The following is a 14,961-nucleotide window of genomic DNA, read 5'->3' on the forward strand; positions in this document are numbered from 1 at the left end:
TTAAGAATTATCTCTAGTCATAGGATGCAATAGGTCCACATGGCCCATCAGACTTTCTACCTTTTCACCATCAACTAAAACTTCGATACTCTTTACTTCCGCAAATTGAAAATAAGTTTTGGCAAGTGAAGTAATGGCAAAGGATTCTCCACCCGCACCAAGCTGAGCTTCATCTGGTTTATGAATATCCATTACGATTTGACCCTCTACGAATTTCAATGATTTCAGCTCAATTTTACCCCATAAAGGTACAAGATCTGTATTCTCATTACTTTGCAGTGCTTTGAACGTCTCTGTATATTTCTCAACATCGTCAGAGTAGTTAATCGTAGTCTTAGCAGGCACTAAATCCATAATTTGCGAATCTGTGTAATAAACTTCAATACTCTGGCTTTGCTTTTGTGTCTCATTTTCTACCGGCTTCGATGACGGCTGTGTTTCTGCATTAGTATTATCTGCTGTCGGTTGCGGAGTGCTAGCCACTTCGCTTTCCTGATCATCAGACGGAGCTGGGGTACTTTCTCCCGCACCACTTACAACGTTTGTAGTATCTTGCTCCACTCCATTAGCAGGAGCTGCAGTAGGCTTATCTCCACAGCCAGCAATCACTAGTAGAAGCAGCGCAGCAACCCCAACCATAGTCCATTTTTGTTTAAACATTAATAAACGCCTCCTCTAGATGAATACGGGCAGACAGGTACCGCAAAACCACTTCTTGCCTTTTTATAGATAAAAGCAGAAAGCTGACTTTGCGGCGCTCGTCTGCCACTGGTCTGTTATTTTATACCCAAATATTCCTTGATTCCACTCACTATTGAAGCAGCAACTTTGTTTTGTAATGCTTCCGTAAATAGCAATGTCTCATCCTTCTTATTGCTAAGGTATCCTACTTCAAGTAGAACAGCAGGCATTTTCGTTTCACGAATGACATGGAAATTCCCGTATCGTACACCGCGATCACTAAGCCCTGTAGCCTCAACTAGATACTTATGCATCACTTTCGCTAAGGCCTTACTGGCTTCCCGCTGATAATACGTTTCTGTCCCGCTTGCCGCAGAAGATGCGGAACTGTTGGCATGTACAGAAATGAATAGATCTGCTTTTAAATTATTAGCCATAGCCGCCCTATCCTTGAGCTCCAAGAATGTATCGTCACTGCGTGTCAGTACGACGTCGATATTACTTTCTTTTTTCAGCAATGCTGCTGTCTTAAGTACTATAGCTAAATTAAAATTCTTTTCGTATTTTCCTGTTACTCCTACTGCACCAGAATCTTTAGCTCCGTGCCCTGCATCCAGTACTACGAGCTTCTTGCCATCATTACCTGGCTGTGTTGAAGTATCATCCGTACTTTCTGCATTCAGGTCAATGATGACCAACTTAGAATCAGTTCCAGATACGCTGATGTTATAATTCTTAGGATAATTCAAATCAATTACAAAACGTACAGTATAAGGGTTGGAGCTATAAAGCGAATACCGTACGCCTGATACATCAGGATAATCCTTCACTTCCAGTTTGCCATTCAGATCAGGATCAAGAACTTGTCCCGTACCAAACAGATCTGAGAAAGTGGCATTAGGAAAATCAATAACTAACCGATCCGGCCCTGTCATTACACTTACTTTTGGCGCTGAATTACCTTCCATCGCAATGCTCAAACGATTCTCACTAAAGCTCAAACCATTTATCATGGTTAAATTCTTAGTAGGATCTACCGGCGGAACAACCTCAGATCCACCATTTCCAGAGTTTCCATCTGAACTTCCGTTTTCATTTGAGGATCCTGGGGTAATAAGGTACACGATCTTCTTTGCATTATCCCAAGTGACGGTGAGACCAAACTGCTCACTTATGAACCGTATAGGTACAAGTGTCGTATCACTCCGCAGGACAGGTGCAGTGGTAAGCTGTACTGTTTTGTCATCAACCGAAGCTGTCTTTTGATTAACAATAAGTTTGATGACCTTACCTTGCTGTTCAATCGTCACCGTTTTGCTTTTTTGATCCCAGCCCACGGTATAACCAAGACTCTCGGAGATCAATCTCAACGGTACCATGATAGTATCATTCACATTTTCAACCGGTACTTTTTGCCCTGCAGTAATCTCTTTGCCGTCCAGATAAATCTTGCTATTCGCGGCAGCAGCATGTCCATGCTCAGGCAAAACCAACACAAAGAGCAACAAAAACAACATCAAACTGAATTTCTTCATTCTTCACCTCTAAGAATCTAGTATTCGCCTGTGAATGGCGATCGTGGTGCCCTGTCTCCGTCAACCTCAGACCTCTATTAGACGCTGGTAATCTATAAAGGTTGCGAATATATTCCATAAAAATTGAGAAATCTCACCAACCTCAAATCTTAAAGCCCCAGATATTCCTTAATCCCGGCAACAATTTCTCTCGCTAATTTCTCTTGAAGCTGCTCACTATACATCGCCGACTCATTCCCTGAATTTGTAAGATATCCTACCTCCAGCAAGACTGCCGGCATAGTAGTTTCTCGTGTAACATGTAGGCTTTTCGTACGAATCCCGTTGTCTTTAAAACCAGTAGCGGCTAATAAATGCTTATGCATAATCTGAGCAAGAGGCAGACTATCACTGCGAGAATAATAGGTTTCACTGCCATTTATTTTATCTCTATTTGGATATCCAACATCTAGCGAATTCGCGTGCACTGAAATAAAGAGATTCGCTTTAGCAGCCTCCGCAATTTTCACGCGATCCTGAAGCCCCAAGGTAGCATCATCCGTTCGAGTAAAGACCACGTCAACTAATGCTTCCTGCGTTAATAGCGTTTGTACTTTGCGGATGACGGCCAGATTGAAGTCTTTTTCCAGCTTGCCTGTGAGACTGACAGCTCCAGATTGAGTTCCGCCATGCCCCGCATCTAGAACTACAATGGGTTTACCTAACGTTCCATTAGCCCCTGGGGTGTTGCCTCCGCTGCTAGTTACATTCAAATCAATCGTAACCAGCCCGGTGCTTTCATCCGTACTAAGCTGGTACGGTTGATTTCCAACCGTTTGAATTACGAATCTGACAGTGGACGGACTCACACTGAACAGTGCATAACGGATCTCAGAAACGAGCGGGTAGCCGGCAACGTCCAGCTTACCTTGTGGACCGCCAGTGGTGGTAACACCCGTAAGACTTCCAATGAAATCCGGATCGAACGCAGCACCCGGAAAATCTACGACGATTCGATCAGGGTTGCTCATTTTTGTAACGTTAGGCTTAGTAGCCCCCGACACAGCGATAATAAGTCGGTTCTCAGTGAATACTGCCCCGTTTACTAGAGGGCCTGTTGGAATTCCTGCTGTGCTTCCCGGTGCCGTAGTTGTTTGTGGAACTGGTGTCGGGCTGGGTGAAGTCACTACACTGCCAGCAGTTGTCCCGTTGTCACTTCCCGGCGTAGCACTTGGAGTTGGAGCAGGTGTATTAGTTGCTGTTGGATTGGTAGTATTCCTCTCAGGTGTCATTGCAGAATTGCTAACTTGTCCACCTGTCAAATAGACGGTTTTATCAACATTATCCCAGCCCACCTTTAAGCCGAACTGCTCGCTTACGAAACGAATTGGAACGAGTACTGTGCCGCCACTCTGCTTAGGAGCTGCATTTAAATCAAACGTCACCCCATCTGCATCAGCTGTTTTCCGTCCTACCGCCAGCTCAATGCTTTTACCATCCTGTTGAACGGTTACTTTCCGGGTCTGCTGCTCCCATAACACCTCGAATCCAAGATTCTCTACTACCACTCTGACCGGAATCATAACGCTACCATTTACGTTTTCGAGCTTAATTCCTTTTGGCAAAGCAAGTTCCTGATTGTCCATAATAATTCTGCCTGCGCTGCTACCAGCTGCGGCAGCTTCTTGTCCGGTGGATGATAATAATAATAATGGCAGTAACAAAAGCAGCAATATACGAAGCCCAGCTCTTCTCATTCTCATTTTCCGCTCCTTCTGCAAGTAATAGATCCTAGATAAGTATTTAGACGACAGAAATCACCAAATGTTTCCTTAATGACCAATGAATATATCGATTATAGCAAAAAAACTTCCATTTCCGACACCCGGAAATAGAAGTTTTGCGTATTTTTTGTAAAGTTTAAGAATCAGACCAGTTATATCCTCTTTTTAAGAGAATAGCTTTGCAGCATGACGCTCTTCATAAGCAGCAATTTCATCCGCATGTTGAAGGGTCAAACCGATATCATCCAAGCCTTGCAGCAGGAATTGACGACGGTGCTCATCCAGATCAAAGTTGATGCTCAGTCCGAATTCATCTTGTAAAGCGTTGTTCTCAAGATCAACTGTCAGCTTGTAGTCCTCATGCTCAGCTGTCCGTTTGAACAATTCATCCACTTGCTCTTCCGAAAGCTTAATCGGCAGAATGCCGTTCTTAAAGCAGTTATTGTAGAAGATATCCGCATAAGAAGGTGCAATTACAACTCTGAACCCGTAATCCATAATCGCCCATGGTGCATGCTCCCGAGAGGATCCACAACCAAAATTAGCGCGTGAGATCAGAACAGAAGCCCCTTGATAACGTGGTTTATTCATTTCGAAGGCTGGATTATCGTTACCTTCTTCATCAAAACGCCATTCATAGAACAAAAACTGTCCAAATCCCGTCCGTTCAATCCGTTTCAAAAACTGTTTCGGAATAATCGCATCCGTATCTACATTTACCCGGTCAACTGGTGCAACAATTCCTGTTAATTTTTTAAAAGCATCCATAGTTTTATCCTCCCGTGTTCTCTCTAGTTCTATGAGCTGACGGCTTCCGTCTTATAATTCCAATCACGTACATCAGTGAAACGACCTTTGATCGCAGCTGCGGCTGCCATAGCTGGAGATACCAGATGTGTACGTCCTCCGCGTCCTTGGCGTCCTTCAAAGTTACGGTTCGAGGTAGATGCACAGCGTTGTCCAGGCTGCAGAACATCCGGGTTCATGGCCAAGCACATGCTGCATCCCGCTTCACGCCATTCAAAGCCAGCTTCAGTAAAGACTTTATCAAGTCCTTCTTTCTCAGCCTGCATCTTAACACGGCCCGAGCCTGGAACAACAATGGCAGTAACCTTTTCAGAAACCTTATGACCTTTAGCTACCACTGCTGCAGCTCTCAAATCTTCGATCCGTCCGTTAGTGCAGGAACCAATAAATACATAATCAATCGGAATTTCAGAAATAGGTGTTCCAGGAGTCAAATCCATATATTCAAGCGCTTTTTCAGCAGCTTTACGTTCATTTTCAGTGGTGAAGTCAGCCGGATTCGGTACGCTGGAGTTGATGTCAGTACCCATGCCCGGGCTAGTCCCCCAGGTCACTTGTGGAATCAATGTTTCCACATCAAATTCAACAACCGTATCGTACTGAGCGCCCTCGTCGCTTACAAGACTCTTCCATGCTTCTACAGCAGCATCATAAGCCTCGCCTTGCGGTACGTATTGACGTCCACGCAGATAATTAAAAGTAGTTTCATCAGGGGCAATCAAGCCAGCTCTTGCTCCACCTTCGATCGACATATTGCAGACAGTCATACGTTCTTCCATCGACAATTCACGAATAGCTTCGCCTGTATACTCAATTACATAACCTGTGGCAAAATCAGTACCGTACTTAGCAATAACACCTAGGATCATATCTTTTGCTGTTACGCCAGGGTTACGTTTGCCTGTAAAGCGTACTTCCATTGTCTTAGCTTTGGATTGCTGCAAACATTGCGTAGCCATTACATGTTCAACTTCACTAGTTCCGATACCGAATGCCAGTGCGCCGAATGCACCATGCGTTGAGGTATGGCTGTCGCCGCAAACGATAGTTTTGCCAGGATGTGTCAAGCCGATTTCAGGACCCATTACGTGTACAACGCCTTGATCAATATCATTCAGATCGAACAGTCTTACACCAAAATCAGCACAGTTCTTAGAAAGGGTATCAATTTGTTGCTTGGAGATTGGATCTTTAATGTTAAAACGATCTTTAGTTGGTACGTTATGATCCATCGTTGCGAAGGTCAGCTCAGGACGGCGAACCTTCCGGTTGCTGAGACGAAGCCCTTCAAAAGCCTGTGGAGAAGTTACTTCATGAACCAAATGCAGATCAATATAAATAATGCTAGGTTTACCTTCCTCTTGATGAATAACGTGATTCTCCCAAATCTTCTCAAACATTGTCTTGTTGCTCATAATTTCACCTCATTAATAGAATCGTTCATTGGAAGAGAGCGTGGAGTCTCTCTTGAATGATCTAAATATAACACCCCTGTCTTTATAATTCCAAGATATGATATCTATAAAAGTGATAGCCTGAACCTATAAGCCGAGTTAGGGTATGTTGAGGCGCAATATGTAGGAGCGATGAGCAAGTGTGAGGTGTTGGTGCGATGCGCAAGCGTAGTGTGTAGAAGCGATACGCAAGTGTGATGTGTAGGTGCGATTCGCAAGCGTAGTGTGTAGAAGCGATGCGCAAGTGTGATGTGTAGGTGCGATGCACAAGCGTAGTGTCTAGAAGCGATGCGCAAGTGTGATGTGTAGGTGCGATGCGCAAGTGTGATGTGTAGGTGCGTTTAGTTGTATTTTGTACAGCTATATTCCTGTGAATCATTCGTTAATGAATATAGCTGCATTTTGTACAGCTATTTTCTTGAATTATCGCCTTATAGCTGGGAACTCTAGTTTTTAGTTGTATAGAATACACTTAAAACCAAAATGATCCCTTTTGCATACGAAATAGCTGTACAAAATACAGTTATTTCATAGATACTCTCAAGATCCGGCGCTAAAAATATACTGTTAGAGGATATCGGATACTTCGGTCAGTGTTGGAGGGTTAATCTCTTGAAATCAAGCCCGCAAATCCTGAGGAGCGATGAAGTGAAAGCTCTTTCGGGTTGCCTATACAAAACTATAATCCAATAGGATATACTTATAAGTAAATCATTTTCCTAAGGAGTTCATACATGGAACTGAGACAACTGCAGTATGTGCTGCAAATCGCAGCCGAAAAAAACTTCTCACGTGCAGCGGACAAGCTGCATATTGCCCAGCCCTCGCTCAGCCAGCAGCTTTCCAAACTGGAAAAAGAGCTCGGCGTAATGCTGTTTCAGCGTAATACCAGCTCAGTTGAGCTGACCTACGCAGGTTCTAAATTTGTTGAACAAGCCCAGATTATCATTGACGCAGTGGAGCTGCTGCGGCAAGAAATGTCCGACATATCAGAACTGCGTACTGGACGTGTAGTTGTGGGTAGTATGCCGATTACAGGTGCACATCTTCTGCCGCATGTACTTCCAGTTTTTAAACAAAATTATCCTGAGGTAGAAATAACGCTGCTCGAAGACTCGTCAATGAACCTAGAGAAGCTCACGGCAAGTGGCCAAACCGATTTAAGCCTGCTCTCCTTACCCCTCGAAATTCCTGCTTTAGCTTATGAAGAGCTTGGAGAGGAAAGAATTGATCTTGCCGTCCCTCCTGAACATCCGCTCGCTAAACGAATCCTAGATGGAACACGGACCTCACTTAAAGAGCTTAAGGACGAACCCTTTATCGTACTTAAGGAAGGTCAGGGCTTCCGCAAAATGACAGTGGAACTGTGCCGGAAAGCCGGATTCGAGCCACGAATCGTTTTTGAGAGCAATAATATGGAAACCGTCCAGTCCCTAGTGGCAACAGGCATGGGCGTGACTCTTGTTCCTCGTTTTATCGCTCGTGCACCGCGGAGTGAATTTGTTCCAGTCTACTTACCGCTCGCTGATCCAGTGCCTAGTCGTACGCTAGTTGTAGCATATCGACGCGGACGATATTTATCCAAGGCCGCAAAGGCTTTTGTAGAGACATTCAAATCAACAGTGTCTGAATTAACGGAAGAATAGAATATATACAAATAAAGTGCCCCAGTAACCATTCGCGTGGTTGTCGGGGCACTTTTTCAGGTAAACCTCTTTTAACAGTACTAGATTATTTACGCAAATTACGCTGTGTAATCAGGCGGTTCTGATCATCCGACACATGTGCTTTACTTGAATCAGCCAATCCCTTATCAACTGGAGCCCCGGTGTGCTCTTCCACAAATTCACGAGTCACACTATTCTGAAGCTCTGCTACTTCGTTTGAATCTTGATTCTGTCCCTGCTCGGCATTGTTGTCTTTAGTCAATTTAATCCACCTCCTGGTAACAGATTATAAGTTCTTTACCCCTTCTCTTTGAGGTTAAACATAATATTTAGAGCTTTCTGCATGAAGAAATATATCCTACGTTTTCCCTTTGCAATGCAACGAGCTCCATGGTATTCTATTGAAAATAAGTGAAACGTGCAGACGGGACCAGTAAGAATGAGTCTAACCGCGCCTAGAGAGTAGATTCCGACAGGCTGAAAGAATTTACCGCGGTTTTCGTTCCGAATCCTACCCCCGAGCGGCCTGTGTCTAACAGGACGGATCCTCCCGTTATGAGAATGAAGTCGGATGATCCCTCATCAATGAAGGTGGTACCGCGGAAGTTTATAAGCTTTCGTCCTTTGCTAAGTCTAAGGATGGGGGCTTTTTGTTGTTTTCAGGACTTAATAAACGAAGAGGATGTGGACAGAAATGACGACGCGAATCGTGGTCAAAATAGGCAGCAGCTCGCTGACCGGACCCGAGGGCGGTTTGAATCGTGAAGCAGTCTCCTTTTTTGCCTCAGAGATTGCCGAGTTGAAGAAAAACGGCTGTGAGGTGTTGTTAGTAACCTCTGGTGCGGTAGCCGCAGGCTTCCGCAGTATCGGTTATCCAGCACGTCCGAAGCTGCTGCATGAGAAGCAGGCCGCTGCGGCTGTTGGCCAGGTGCTGCTGATGCAAGCCTATCAGGAAGCTTTTGCCCAGCATGGAATTACTACCGCGCAAATATTGCTGACTCGCACCGATTTCTGCAGCCGCAGAGCCATGAATAACGCTATGATGACTGTAGAAGAGCTGCTTCGCCAAGGAGCGGTGCCCGTATTTAACGAAAATGACACTGTCTCCGTAGATGAACTGAAATTTGGCGATAACGATACCCTCTCTGCGCTAGTAGCCAACCTGTTAAAAGCCTCTAGATTACTTGTCTTAACCGACATGGATGGTTTATACAGTGGAGATCCCCGCAAGCATCCGGATGCTGTCCGCTATCAGTTCGTAGATGACATTACACCGGAGATATATGCTATTGCTGGTGGAGCTGGCTCTAGTGTTGGAACAGGCGGTATGCGATCAAAAATCGATGCGGCCAAGATCGCTACTCGGGGTGGTGTTCCTGTCTTTGTCGGAAGAGCCACCGAACCTGGAGATTTACAGCTTGCTGCAACAGGAGAAGGCAGGGGCACTTATTTTGCAACGAAGCTATCCTCTCTCCCCGTCAAAAAGCAATGGCTTGGCTTTATGTCTACCCCTCTCGGCTCCCTGTACGTGGACGAAGGGGCTGTAGAAGCTTTGCTTTATGGCGGTCACAGCCTGTTGCCTGTAGGCGTCAAACAGACAGAGGGTAGCTTTCACGCAGGAGATGTTGTAGAAGTACTTGGACCCGACTCCAAATTGCTTGGACGTGGGATTGTAAATTACGATGATGCTCAGCTGCGCAGCATTCAAGGTCTGCCAAGCCGTGAGATTGTACCAAAGCTGGGAGAAGTACACCGGCTTGAGGTCATTCACCGTGACGAATGGATTACACTGAGATAAACAATTTTTTTTCAATTCAAATATAGGGAGGAATCGTCATGAGTGAAGTAATTAATAAGAGTAAATTAGCCAAGGTGACTACAGGAGTTCTAGCAAGCTTAACAACTGGCCAGAAGAATGAAGCACTGCTGGTCATGGCCGATGCGCTTCGCCGCGAAGCTCCCGCCATTATCACCGCCAACGCGGAGGATTTGGAACGAGGAAGACTCAATGGAACTCCGGAATCCATGCTCGACCGGTTAGCGTTAGATGTGGACCGGATTAACAGCATTGCCGAAGGCCTGCAACAAATCGCTGTATTACCGGATCCTATCGGTGACACGCTAGAAAGCATTGAACGTCCTAACGGCCTCAACATCCAGAAGCTGCGTGTTCCGCTTGGTGTGATCGGCATCATCTACGAGGCACGTCCCAATGTAACTGTTGATGCTGCAGGTCTATGTCTCAAAACCGGCAACGCTGTTGTGTTGCGCGGGGGCTCCTCTGCCCTGTCCTCCAACCGTAAAATTGTCGAGGTTCTGCACAATGCTCTTGCTGAAACCTCAATGCCGCCTAACGCGCTTCAGCTGATTGAAGATCCTAATCGTTCTTCAGTAGATGAAATGCTAAAGCTGAACGGACTTTTAGATGTGATTATCCCGCGCGGAGGCAGCTCTCTTATTCAAAATGTAGTCCTTAACGCAACCGTTCCTGTAATTGAAACTGGAGCAGGCATCTGCCATACTTATCTCGACACAACTGCCTTGCCAGAAATGGCACGGGACATTAGTTTAAATGCCAAAGCTCAGCGCCCTTCGGTATGTAACTCTATGGAAACACTACTCGTTCATCAGGATTACGCGAGCAAATATCTGTTATCCTTAGCCGAAGCATTTCGTGAGGTTCATGTAGAACTTCGTGGCTGTCAACAAACCATCTCTCTTGTCCCATGGGTATTACCTGCAACCGTAGAAGACTATGCTACAGAATACAACGATTATATCCTTAATATTAGAATCGTCAGTGATTTGGAAGATGCTATGCAGCATATCGCGCAGTATGGTACGAAACATTCGGAATGTATCGTAACAGAAGATCAGGAGAACGCCACACGCTTTTTACAAGAAGTGGATGCTGCCGCTGTTTATCACAATGCCTCAACCCGCTTCACGGATGGCTTTGAATTTGGATTCGGTGCAGAGATTGGTATCAGTACCCAGAAACTCCACGCTCGTGGCCCGATGGGTCTGCCTGCTCTAACTTCAACCAAATATAAGATCTACGGAACGGGACAAATTCGGGGTTAGTATACACGTTTAAGTTTTCTATCACACAACTTTTAGGAGGATTTTAGCCATGTGTCAGCATCCATCAGTTCCACTCATGAATCATAATATTGTTTTTTATGGCGCAGGCTCCATGGCAGAAGCCATCGTTCGCGGGATGATTAGCCGCAATATCGTGAAGTCCGATAATGTCATCATGCTCAATCGCAGCAGCAGTGAACGTCTGGCAGAACTAAAAAGCCGTTATGGTGTAATAGGCACAAATGATCCCGAACAAAAAATAGAATACTTACGGAACGCACCAGTAATAGTACTGGCAATGAAACCTAAAGATGCTGCAGAATCCTTACGCGGACTAGGTCCAATTCTTTCTCCGGATCAGATCGTAGTTTCTGTCATTGCAGGTCTATCTATTCGCACCATGCAAGGTCTACTTGGCAAAGCACAGCCTATTGTTCGCACAATGCCTAACACTTCCAGTTCCATCGGTCTGGGTGCCACTGGTCTAGCCTTCTCCAAAGAAGTAGACGAAAGAGGCCGTCGCCTTGCTCTTAATATCTTTGAGGCTGTCGGGCTTACAACAGTCATTGATGAGGAACGTATGGAAACCTTGACCGGAATTTCAGGCAGCGGGCCTGCGTATATCTATTACATGATGGAAGCCATGATCGCCGCTGGTATCCGTGGTGGGCTGCCACTTGATCAAAGCACCGAATTAACTGTTCAAACAGTGCTGGGTGCTGCCCGAATGGTACAACAGACGGGAGAAGAACCCGCAGCACTCCGTAAGAAGGTTACTTCCCCTAACGGTTCAACACAAGCAGCTATAGAAGTGCTTGAACGAGGGGAATTCTTTGAAACTGTGATTGCTGCAGTTAACCGATGTGCCGAGCGCTCACGTGAAATGGGTGCTGCCCTAGAGAAAGAGCTTCGTTCTTAACCAAAAAAAGATCGCAGTCCATCCCCTCATCGGGTGGGAAGCGATCTTTTTTTTATCTTGTTACAACATTTCCATAATTATCTCTTACGATTACCTTTAGATTTACAGGAGCCGCAATGGTCACGTTCAATGCATTCCTGGAGTTATCGAATACTAGATGTCTAGGTATGTCTCCTAAAATGACGTAAAATGTGTCTCCGACTTGTTTAGTTTGCAACAGCCGCTTCTCTTGCTCTTGCTTGAGTTGCCCTTCTGCCGTGGAATAACTCCCAAATACATTCAACTCGTTCCCAGCCGTTCGATCAACCATAATTCCATAAGGTTCAGCAGCCTGGATTATAAGTGTGCCTACACCTGGAACATTCCCCTTCCATTCCGGCAAGGAATAATTCTCCTCCGTAGATGAGATCACATGTCTAAGTTCTTGTGTTAATCCTAAAGAGCTGACTCCTGCGAATACTAAACAGCACACTGCCAGAAATCCGACGAACAGAACACTTAGCACATCATAGTACATTTTCCCTTTACCACGGAACCATAAGGTGTAAATTACAATTTCTAAACCAAGTAAGATAAAAATGAGCGGCCACCAAGCAAGCGTTGTCTCGAACACATCCGCTCCTTTCCACTGAGAGACCATTATTAATGCCCCCAGAAATAAAAGGCTCAGTCCCATCGACAACGTACCTACACGCCAACTTCTAGATTTCCCTTCGTTCACTGGAAACTCGCTAGTTACCATGACTCCCGGCTCTACTTCTACTGGATTATTCAAGATTGACCCCCCGCCCCTTTTCTACTCTTATTATTCTTACTTCCAGTCATCAGCTTCACCCCACCACCAATCAATAACACGGAGACGACAATGGTCTTAAAATATTCATTTACGCGATATTCCAGCCGCCATTCTGGAAATCTGATATCGATGGCAGGAACTGCGACATTCACAACAATAAAGTATAATCCGAGACACATCAGGACTGCTCCGAGCCAGCCTTGATGATTTAAGAAACCTTCGATAACCGGCTTATCCTGCAAAGGTTCACGTCCATATCGGCTAACTAACTGTAAGCCATCGAATAAGCTATAGAACCAAATGACCGGGATAAGGAAAAAGAGCAATGTTAACCGCAATAGATCCATGACATAAATACTTCCTAAGAAAAGAAGCATGAGCTGGAGCCCTCTTTTTTGCAGTCCCAGATACATCTGTCCAGCACCAGGAAATGCGGATAGTAATGTCGCTAATACTTTGCTGCGTCGTCCTTCCTCACGTCCAGCCTCCATCTCTTCGAATAATGTGCGGTCAACAAGCATTTCTCCTGCTTGTTTACGATGGATCAACTGAACTGCATCAAACATGCAATACAGCCAAATTACTGGCAATACTCCAAACAGCAGCAAAAATGCATCACTCGAAGTAATTCCGGCCAAGAACAACATAACGGTCATGAATCCGAAAAAAGAAATCAGAAAGGATAGTCCACGCTGCATCAGCCCCATATGAAAATGACCCAATCCAGGAATGAAAGACAATAAGATGACATGCACACGTTCATTATCCTCCGTCTTTACGGGCATAGTAGAACTAAAATCCAGCATTGATCCATCAGGCGCTACAATTGGAGTGGGCATTTGCAGTAATTTAATTACCAGATGAATCATCGAAAGGATCCATAGAAGTAAGAATCCGATCACTCCCAATGCCAGAATTCCCTCATCCCCTTCAGCCATAGCGATTAAGAATGACATAAATAACACACCAAAGCTTAGCAAAAAATAAACAATCCCTTGTGGGCGTCTTCCCATATAATAATGACCTGCTCCAGGAATCATATTAAGAAAAAGACCCTTAATTTTATTACGCTGCTGTTGCATTGTTCATTTCTCCTCTCATTTCTGTCTTCCGTCCATAATCCGGCTCAACCATCCGCTGGTGGCTTGCATGAATTGTTCGCTATAAGATGGCGAATTATCTTTCTTAGGGACAATAAGCTCCATTTCACCCGTGAGTAACTTATCAAACATCCCGGAAGACATAATCAACAGCGTTAACGAAGCAGCAACGGCATAATGAAAGATTGTTTTTTCATACCAGCGATAACGCCGTGATCCTTCTTCTTTCCCCGCTACTTCTTCTATGACTACTGAAGATCTCACCGTAGCAACCCAATCTCCCATAACTCTCTCTGTAAAAGCAGACGAATTCTCCAATGAAGGCAGATCCTCCTTTAGCTCATCCAGCATCTCCATGTATGAAACAAATGTGTCTTCATCCTTGAGCAGCATTAGTTCCCATTCTTCTCGCTCTATACTATCTTCTTGCCCTTCAAGATAAGCTTTTGCCTGCTCGCGGCGAATTAGGTTTTCTCCACTCTTCATCATAGCCATTCGTCCTCCTTCCAATGTTTTCGCATCCATTGTCTCGCCCTATATAGTCTGGACTCCACCGTCTTCAGAGTAATTTCATTTTCAGCAGCAATTTGCTCATATTTTTTATTTTCCAGATAATAAGCCACCATAATTTCCCGATGACCCTCCGGTAAATTGTTGATCTCACCCGACAGACGATTCATCCGGTCACGACGGACAACAGTGGCTAGTACATCCTCCTCATTAGAAGGTGTCTGGCTCAGCACAAGCTCATAGTCAACAGGTAACTCTCGTAGCCGATCACGTTTACGTTTGGCATCAATAGCCTTATTTAAGGCGATCCGCGTAATCCATGATTTTAAGCCTTGATAACGGTAGTCAGGGAGAGATTTATACATCTGAAGAAAAGCTTCCTGAGCAGCGTCTTCAGCCCCTTTGGCTTCACGTAATACAGAATAGGTGATTTTGTATATATGCTGACTGTATGTATTTACAAACTGGCGAAACGCATCTTCGTCTCCTTGGCAAATCCGCTTGATTAATAGCTCTTCCTCAATGACTCTCCCCTCCTTCCCACAGCAATAGACGCTGAGATCTTCGCCTACCCCTGCACTTATCTAAAAAAATAAAAAAAGAACCGTACAGACTCTAGCAATAGCTAAAGCAATACGGTTCTCT

Annotated in this window: 14 protein-coding genes; 4 read left to right on the forward strand and 10 right to left on the reverse strand. The window is 44.9% G+C overall.

Translation table 11 applies throughout. The features are described from left to right. From PODO_RS19785 to leuC, 5 genes are all read right to left on the reverse strand, one after another. Positions 1 to 660 (reverse strand): GerMN domain-containing protein, encoded by a 660-nt coding sequence (locus PODO_RS19785; protein WP_036676330.1) that lies wholly within the window; start codon positions 658 to 660, stop codon positions 1 to 3. Between the two features lie 116 nt (positions 661 to 776). Next, complete coding sequence (locus PODO_RS19790; RefSeq protein WP_038572397.1) at positions 777 to 2,216, reverse strand: N-acetylmuramoyl-L-alanine amidase; 1,440 nt, start codon at positions 2,214 to 2,216, stop codon at positions 777 to 779. 149 nt (positions 2,217 to 2,365) lie between these two features. After that, positions 2,366 to 3,958, reverse strand: a complete 1,593-nt coding sequence (locus PODO_RS19795; protein WP_080742538.1) for an N-acetylmuramoyl-L-alanine amidase family protein — start codon at positions 3,956 to 3,958, stop codon at positions 2,366 to 2,368. Positions 3,959 to 4,144: 186 nt separating this feature from the next. After that, positions 4,145 to 4,747, reverse strand: a complete 603-nt coding sequence (leuD, locus tag PODO_RS19800; protein ID WP_036676325.1) for a 3-isopropylmalate dehydratase small subunit — start codon at positions 4,745 to 4,747, stop codon at positions 4,145 to 4,147. A 29-nt stretch (positions 4,748 to 4,776) separates the two neighbouring features. Next, positions 4,777 to 6,201, reverse strand: a complete 1,425-nt coding sequence (leuC, locus tag PODO_RS19805) for a 3-isopropylmalate dehydratase large subunit (protein WP_036676324.1) — start codon at positions 6,199 to 6,201, stop codon at positions 4,777 to 4,779. A 773-nt stretch (positions 6,202 to 6,974) separates the two neighbouring features. On the opposite strand from leuC, the gene PODO_RS19810 reads away from it, so the two are divergent. Beyond that, positions 6,975 to 7,886: a LysR family transcriptional regulator gene (locus PODO_RS19810; protein WP_036676323.1), complete on the forward strand. Its 912-nt coding sequence runs from the start codon at positions 6,975 to 6,977 to the stop codon at positions 7,884 to 7,886. 85 nt (positions 7,887 to 7,971) lie between these two features. Here the strand turns inward: PODO_RS19810 and PODO_RS19815 are convergent, their stop codons facing one another. After that, positions 7,972 to 8,169 (reverse strand): hypothetical protein, encoded by a 198-nt coding sequence (locus tag PODO_RS19815; RefSeq protein WP_036676321.1) that lies wholly within the window; start codon positions 8,167 to 8,169, stop codon positions 7,972 to 7,974. A 432-nt stretch (positions 8,170 to 8,601) separates the two neighbouring features. Between PODO_RS19815 and proB the strand changes: the two genes are divergently transcribed. The 3 genes from proB to proC are packed head-to-tail and all read left to right on the forward strand — an operon-like array spanning position 8,602 to position 11,910. After that, a complete protein-coding gene (proB, locus tag PODO_RS19820; protein WP_038572400.1) occupies positions 8,602 to 9,705 on the forward strand; it encodes a glutamate 5-kinase in 1,104 nt (367 codons plus the stop codon). A gap of 38 nt (positions 9,706 to 9,743) precedes the next feature. Continuing rightward, positions 9,744 to 10,991, forward strand: coding sequence for a glutamate-5-semialdehyde dehydrogenase (locus PODO_RS19825; RefSeq protein ID WP_038572401.1), 1,248 nt, complete (start codon positions 9,744 to 9,746; stop codon positions 10,989 to 10,991). 49 nt (positions 10,992 to 11,040) lie between these two features. After that, positions 11,041 to 11,910, forward strand: a complete 870-nt coding sequence (gene proC / locus PODO_RS19830) for a pyrroline-5-carboxylate reductase (protein WP_038572403.1) — start codon at positions 11,041 to 11,043, stop codon at positions 11,908 to 11,910. A 52-nt stretch (positions 11,911 to 11,962) separates the two neighbouring features. Here proC and PODO_RS19835 read toward each other — a convergent pair whose 3' ends face one another. The 4 genes from PODO_RS19835 to PODO_RS19850 are packed head-to-tail and all read right to left on the reverse strand — an operon-like array spanning position 11,963 to position 14,900. Beyond that, positions 11,963 to 12,685, reverse strand: a complete 723-nt coding sequence (locus PODO_RS19835; protein WP_052097181.1) for a hypothetical protein — start codon at positions 12,683 to 12,685, stop codon at positions 11,963 to 11,965. Then, positions 12,682 to 13,788, reverse strand: a complete 1,107-nt coding sequence (locus PODO_RS19840; protein ID WP_036676314.1) for a hypothetical protein — start codon at positions 13,786 to 13,788, stop codon at positions 12,682 to 12,684. Before PODO_RS19840 ends, PODO_RS19835 begins: the two co-directional genes overlap by 4 nt. A gap of 15 nt (positions 13,789 to 13,803) precedes the next feature. Further along, positions 13,804 to 14,301, reverse strand: a complete 498-nt coding sequence (locus tag PODO_RS19845; protein ID WP_141240287.1) for a hypothetical protein — start codon at positions 14,299 to 14,301, stop codon at positions 13,804 to 13,806. Further along, the gene (locus PODO_RS19850; RefSeq protein WP_174890058.1) at positions 14,292 to 14,900 is read right to left on the reverse strand and encodes an RNA polymerase sigma factor; all 609 of its coding nucleotides are present in this window, start codon (positions 14,898 to 14,900) and stop codon (positions 14,292 to 14,294) included. Before PODO_RS19850 ends, PODO_RS19845 begins: the two co-directional genes overlap by 10 nt. Positions 14,901 to 14,961: the final 61 nt, after the last annotated feature.

Origin of the sequence: Paenibacillus odorifer (assembly GCF_000758725.1) — a bacterium.
Classification (GTDB): Bacteria; Bacillota; Bacilli; order Paenibacillales; family Paenibacillaceae; genus Paenibacillus_AQ; species Paenibacillus_AQ odorifer.

Coding starts and splice junctions, on each gene's coding strand:
- PODO_RS19785 (WP_036676330.1), bottom strand. CDS start 660: ATGTTTAAACAAAAATGGACTATGGTTGGGGTTGCTGCGCTGCTTCTA.
- PODO_RS19790 (WP_038572397.1), bottom strand. CDS start 2,216: ATGAAGAAATTCAGTTTGATGTTGTTTTTGTTGCTCTTTGTGTTGGTT.
- PODO_RS19795 (WP_080742538.1), bottom strand. CDS start 3,958: ATGAGAATGAGAAGAGCTGGGCTTCGTATATTGCTGCTTTTGTTACTG.
- leuD (WP_036676325.1), bottom strand. CDS start 4,747: ATGGATGCTTTTAAAAAATTAACAGGAATTGTTGCACCAGTTGACCGG.
- leuC (WP_036676324.1), bottom strand. CDS start 6,201: ATGAGCAACAAGACAATGTTTGAGAAGATTTGGGAGAATCACGTTATT.
- PODO_RS19810 (WP_036676323.1), top strand. CDS start 6,975: ATGGAACTGAGACAACTGCAGTATGTGCTGCAAATCGCAGCCGAAAAA.
- proB (WP_038572400.1), top strand. CDS start 8,602: ATGACGACGCGAATCGTGGTCAAAATAGGCAGCAGCTCGCTGACCGGA.
- PODO_RS19825 (WP_038572401.1), top strand. CDS start 9,744: ATGAGTGAAGTAATTAATAAGAGTAAATTAGCCAAGGTGACTACAGGA.
- proC (WP_038572403.1), top strand. CDS start 11,041: ATGTGTCAGCATCCATCAGTTCCACTCATGAATCATAATATTGTTTTT.
- PODO_RS19840 (WP_036676314.1), bottom strand. CDS start 13,788: ATGCAACAGCAGCGTAATAAAATTAAGGGTCTTTTTCTTAATATGATT.
- PODO_RS19845 (WP_141240287.1), bottom strand. CDS start 14,301: ATGGCTATGATGAAGAGTGGAGAAAACCTAATTCGCCGCGAGCAGGCA.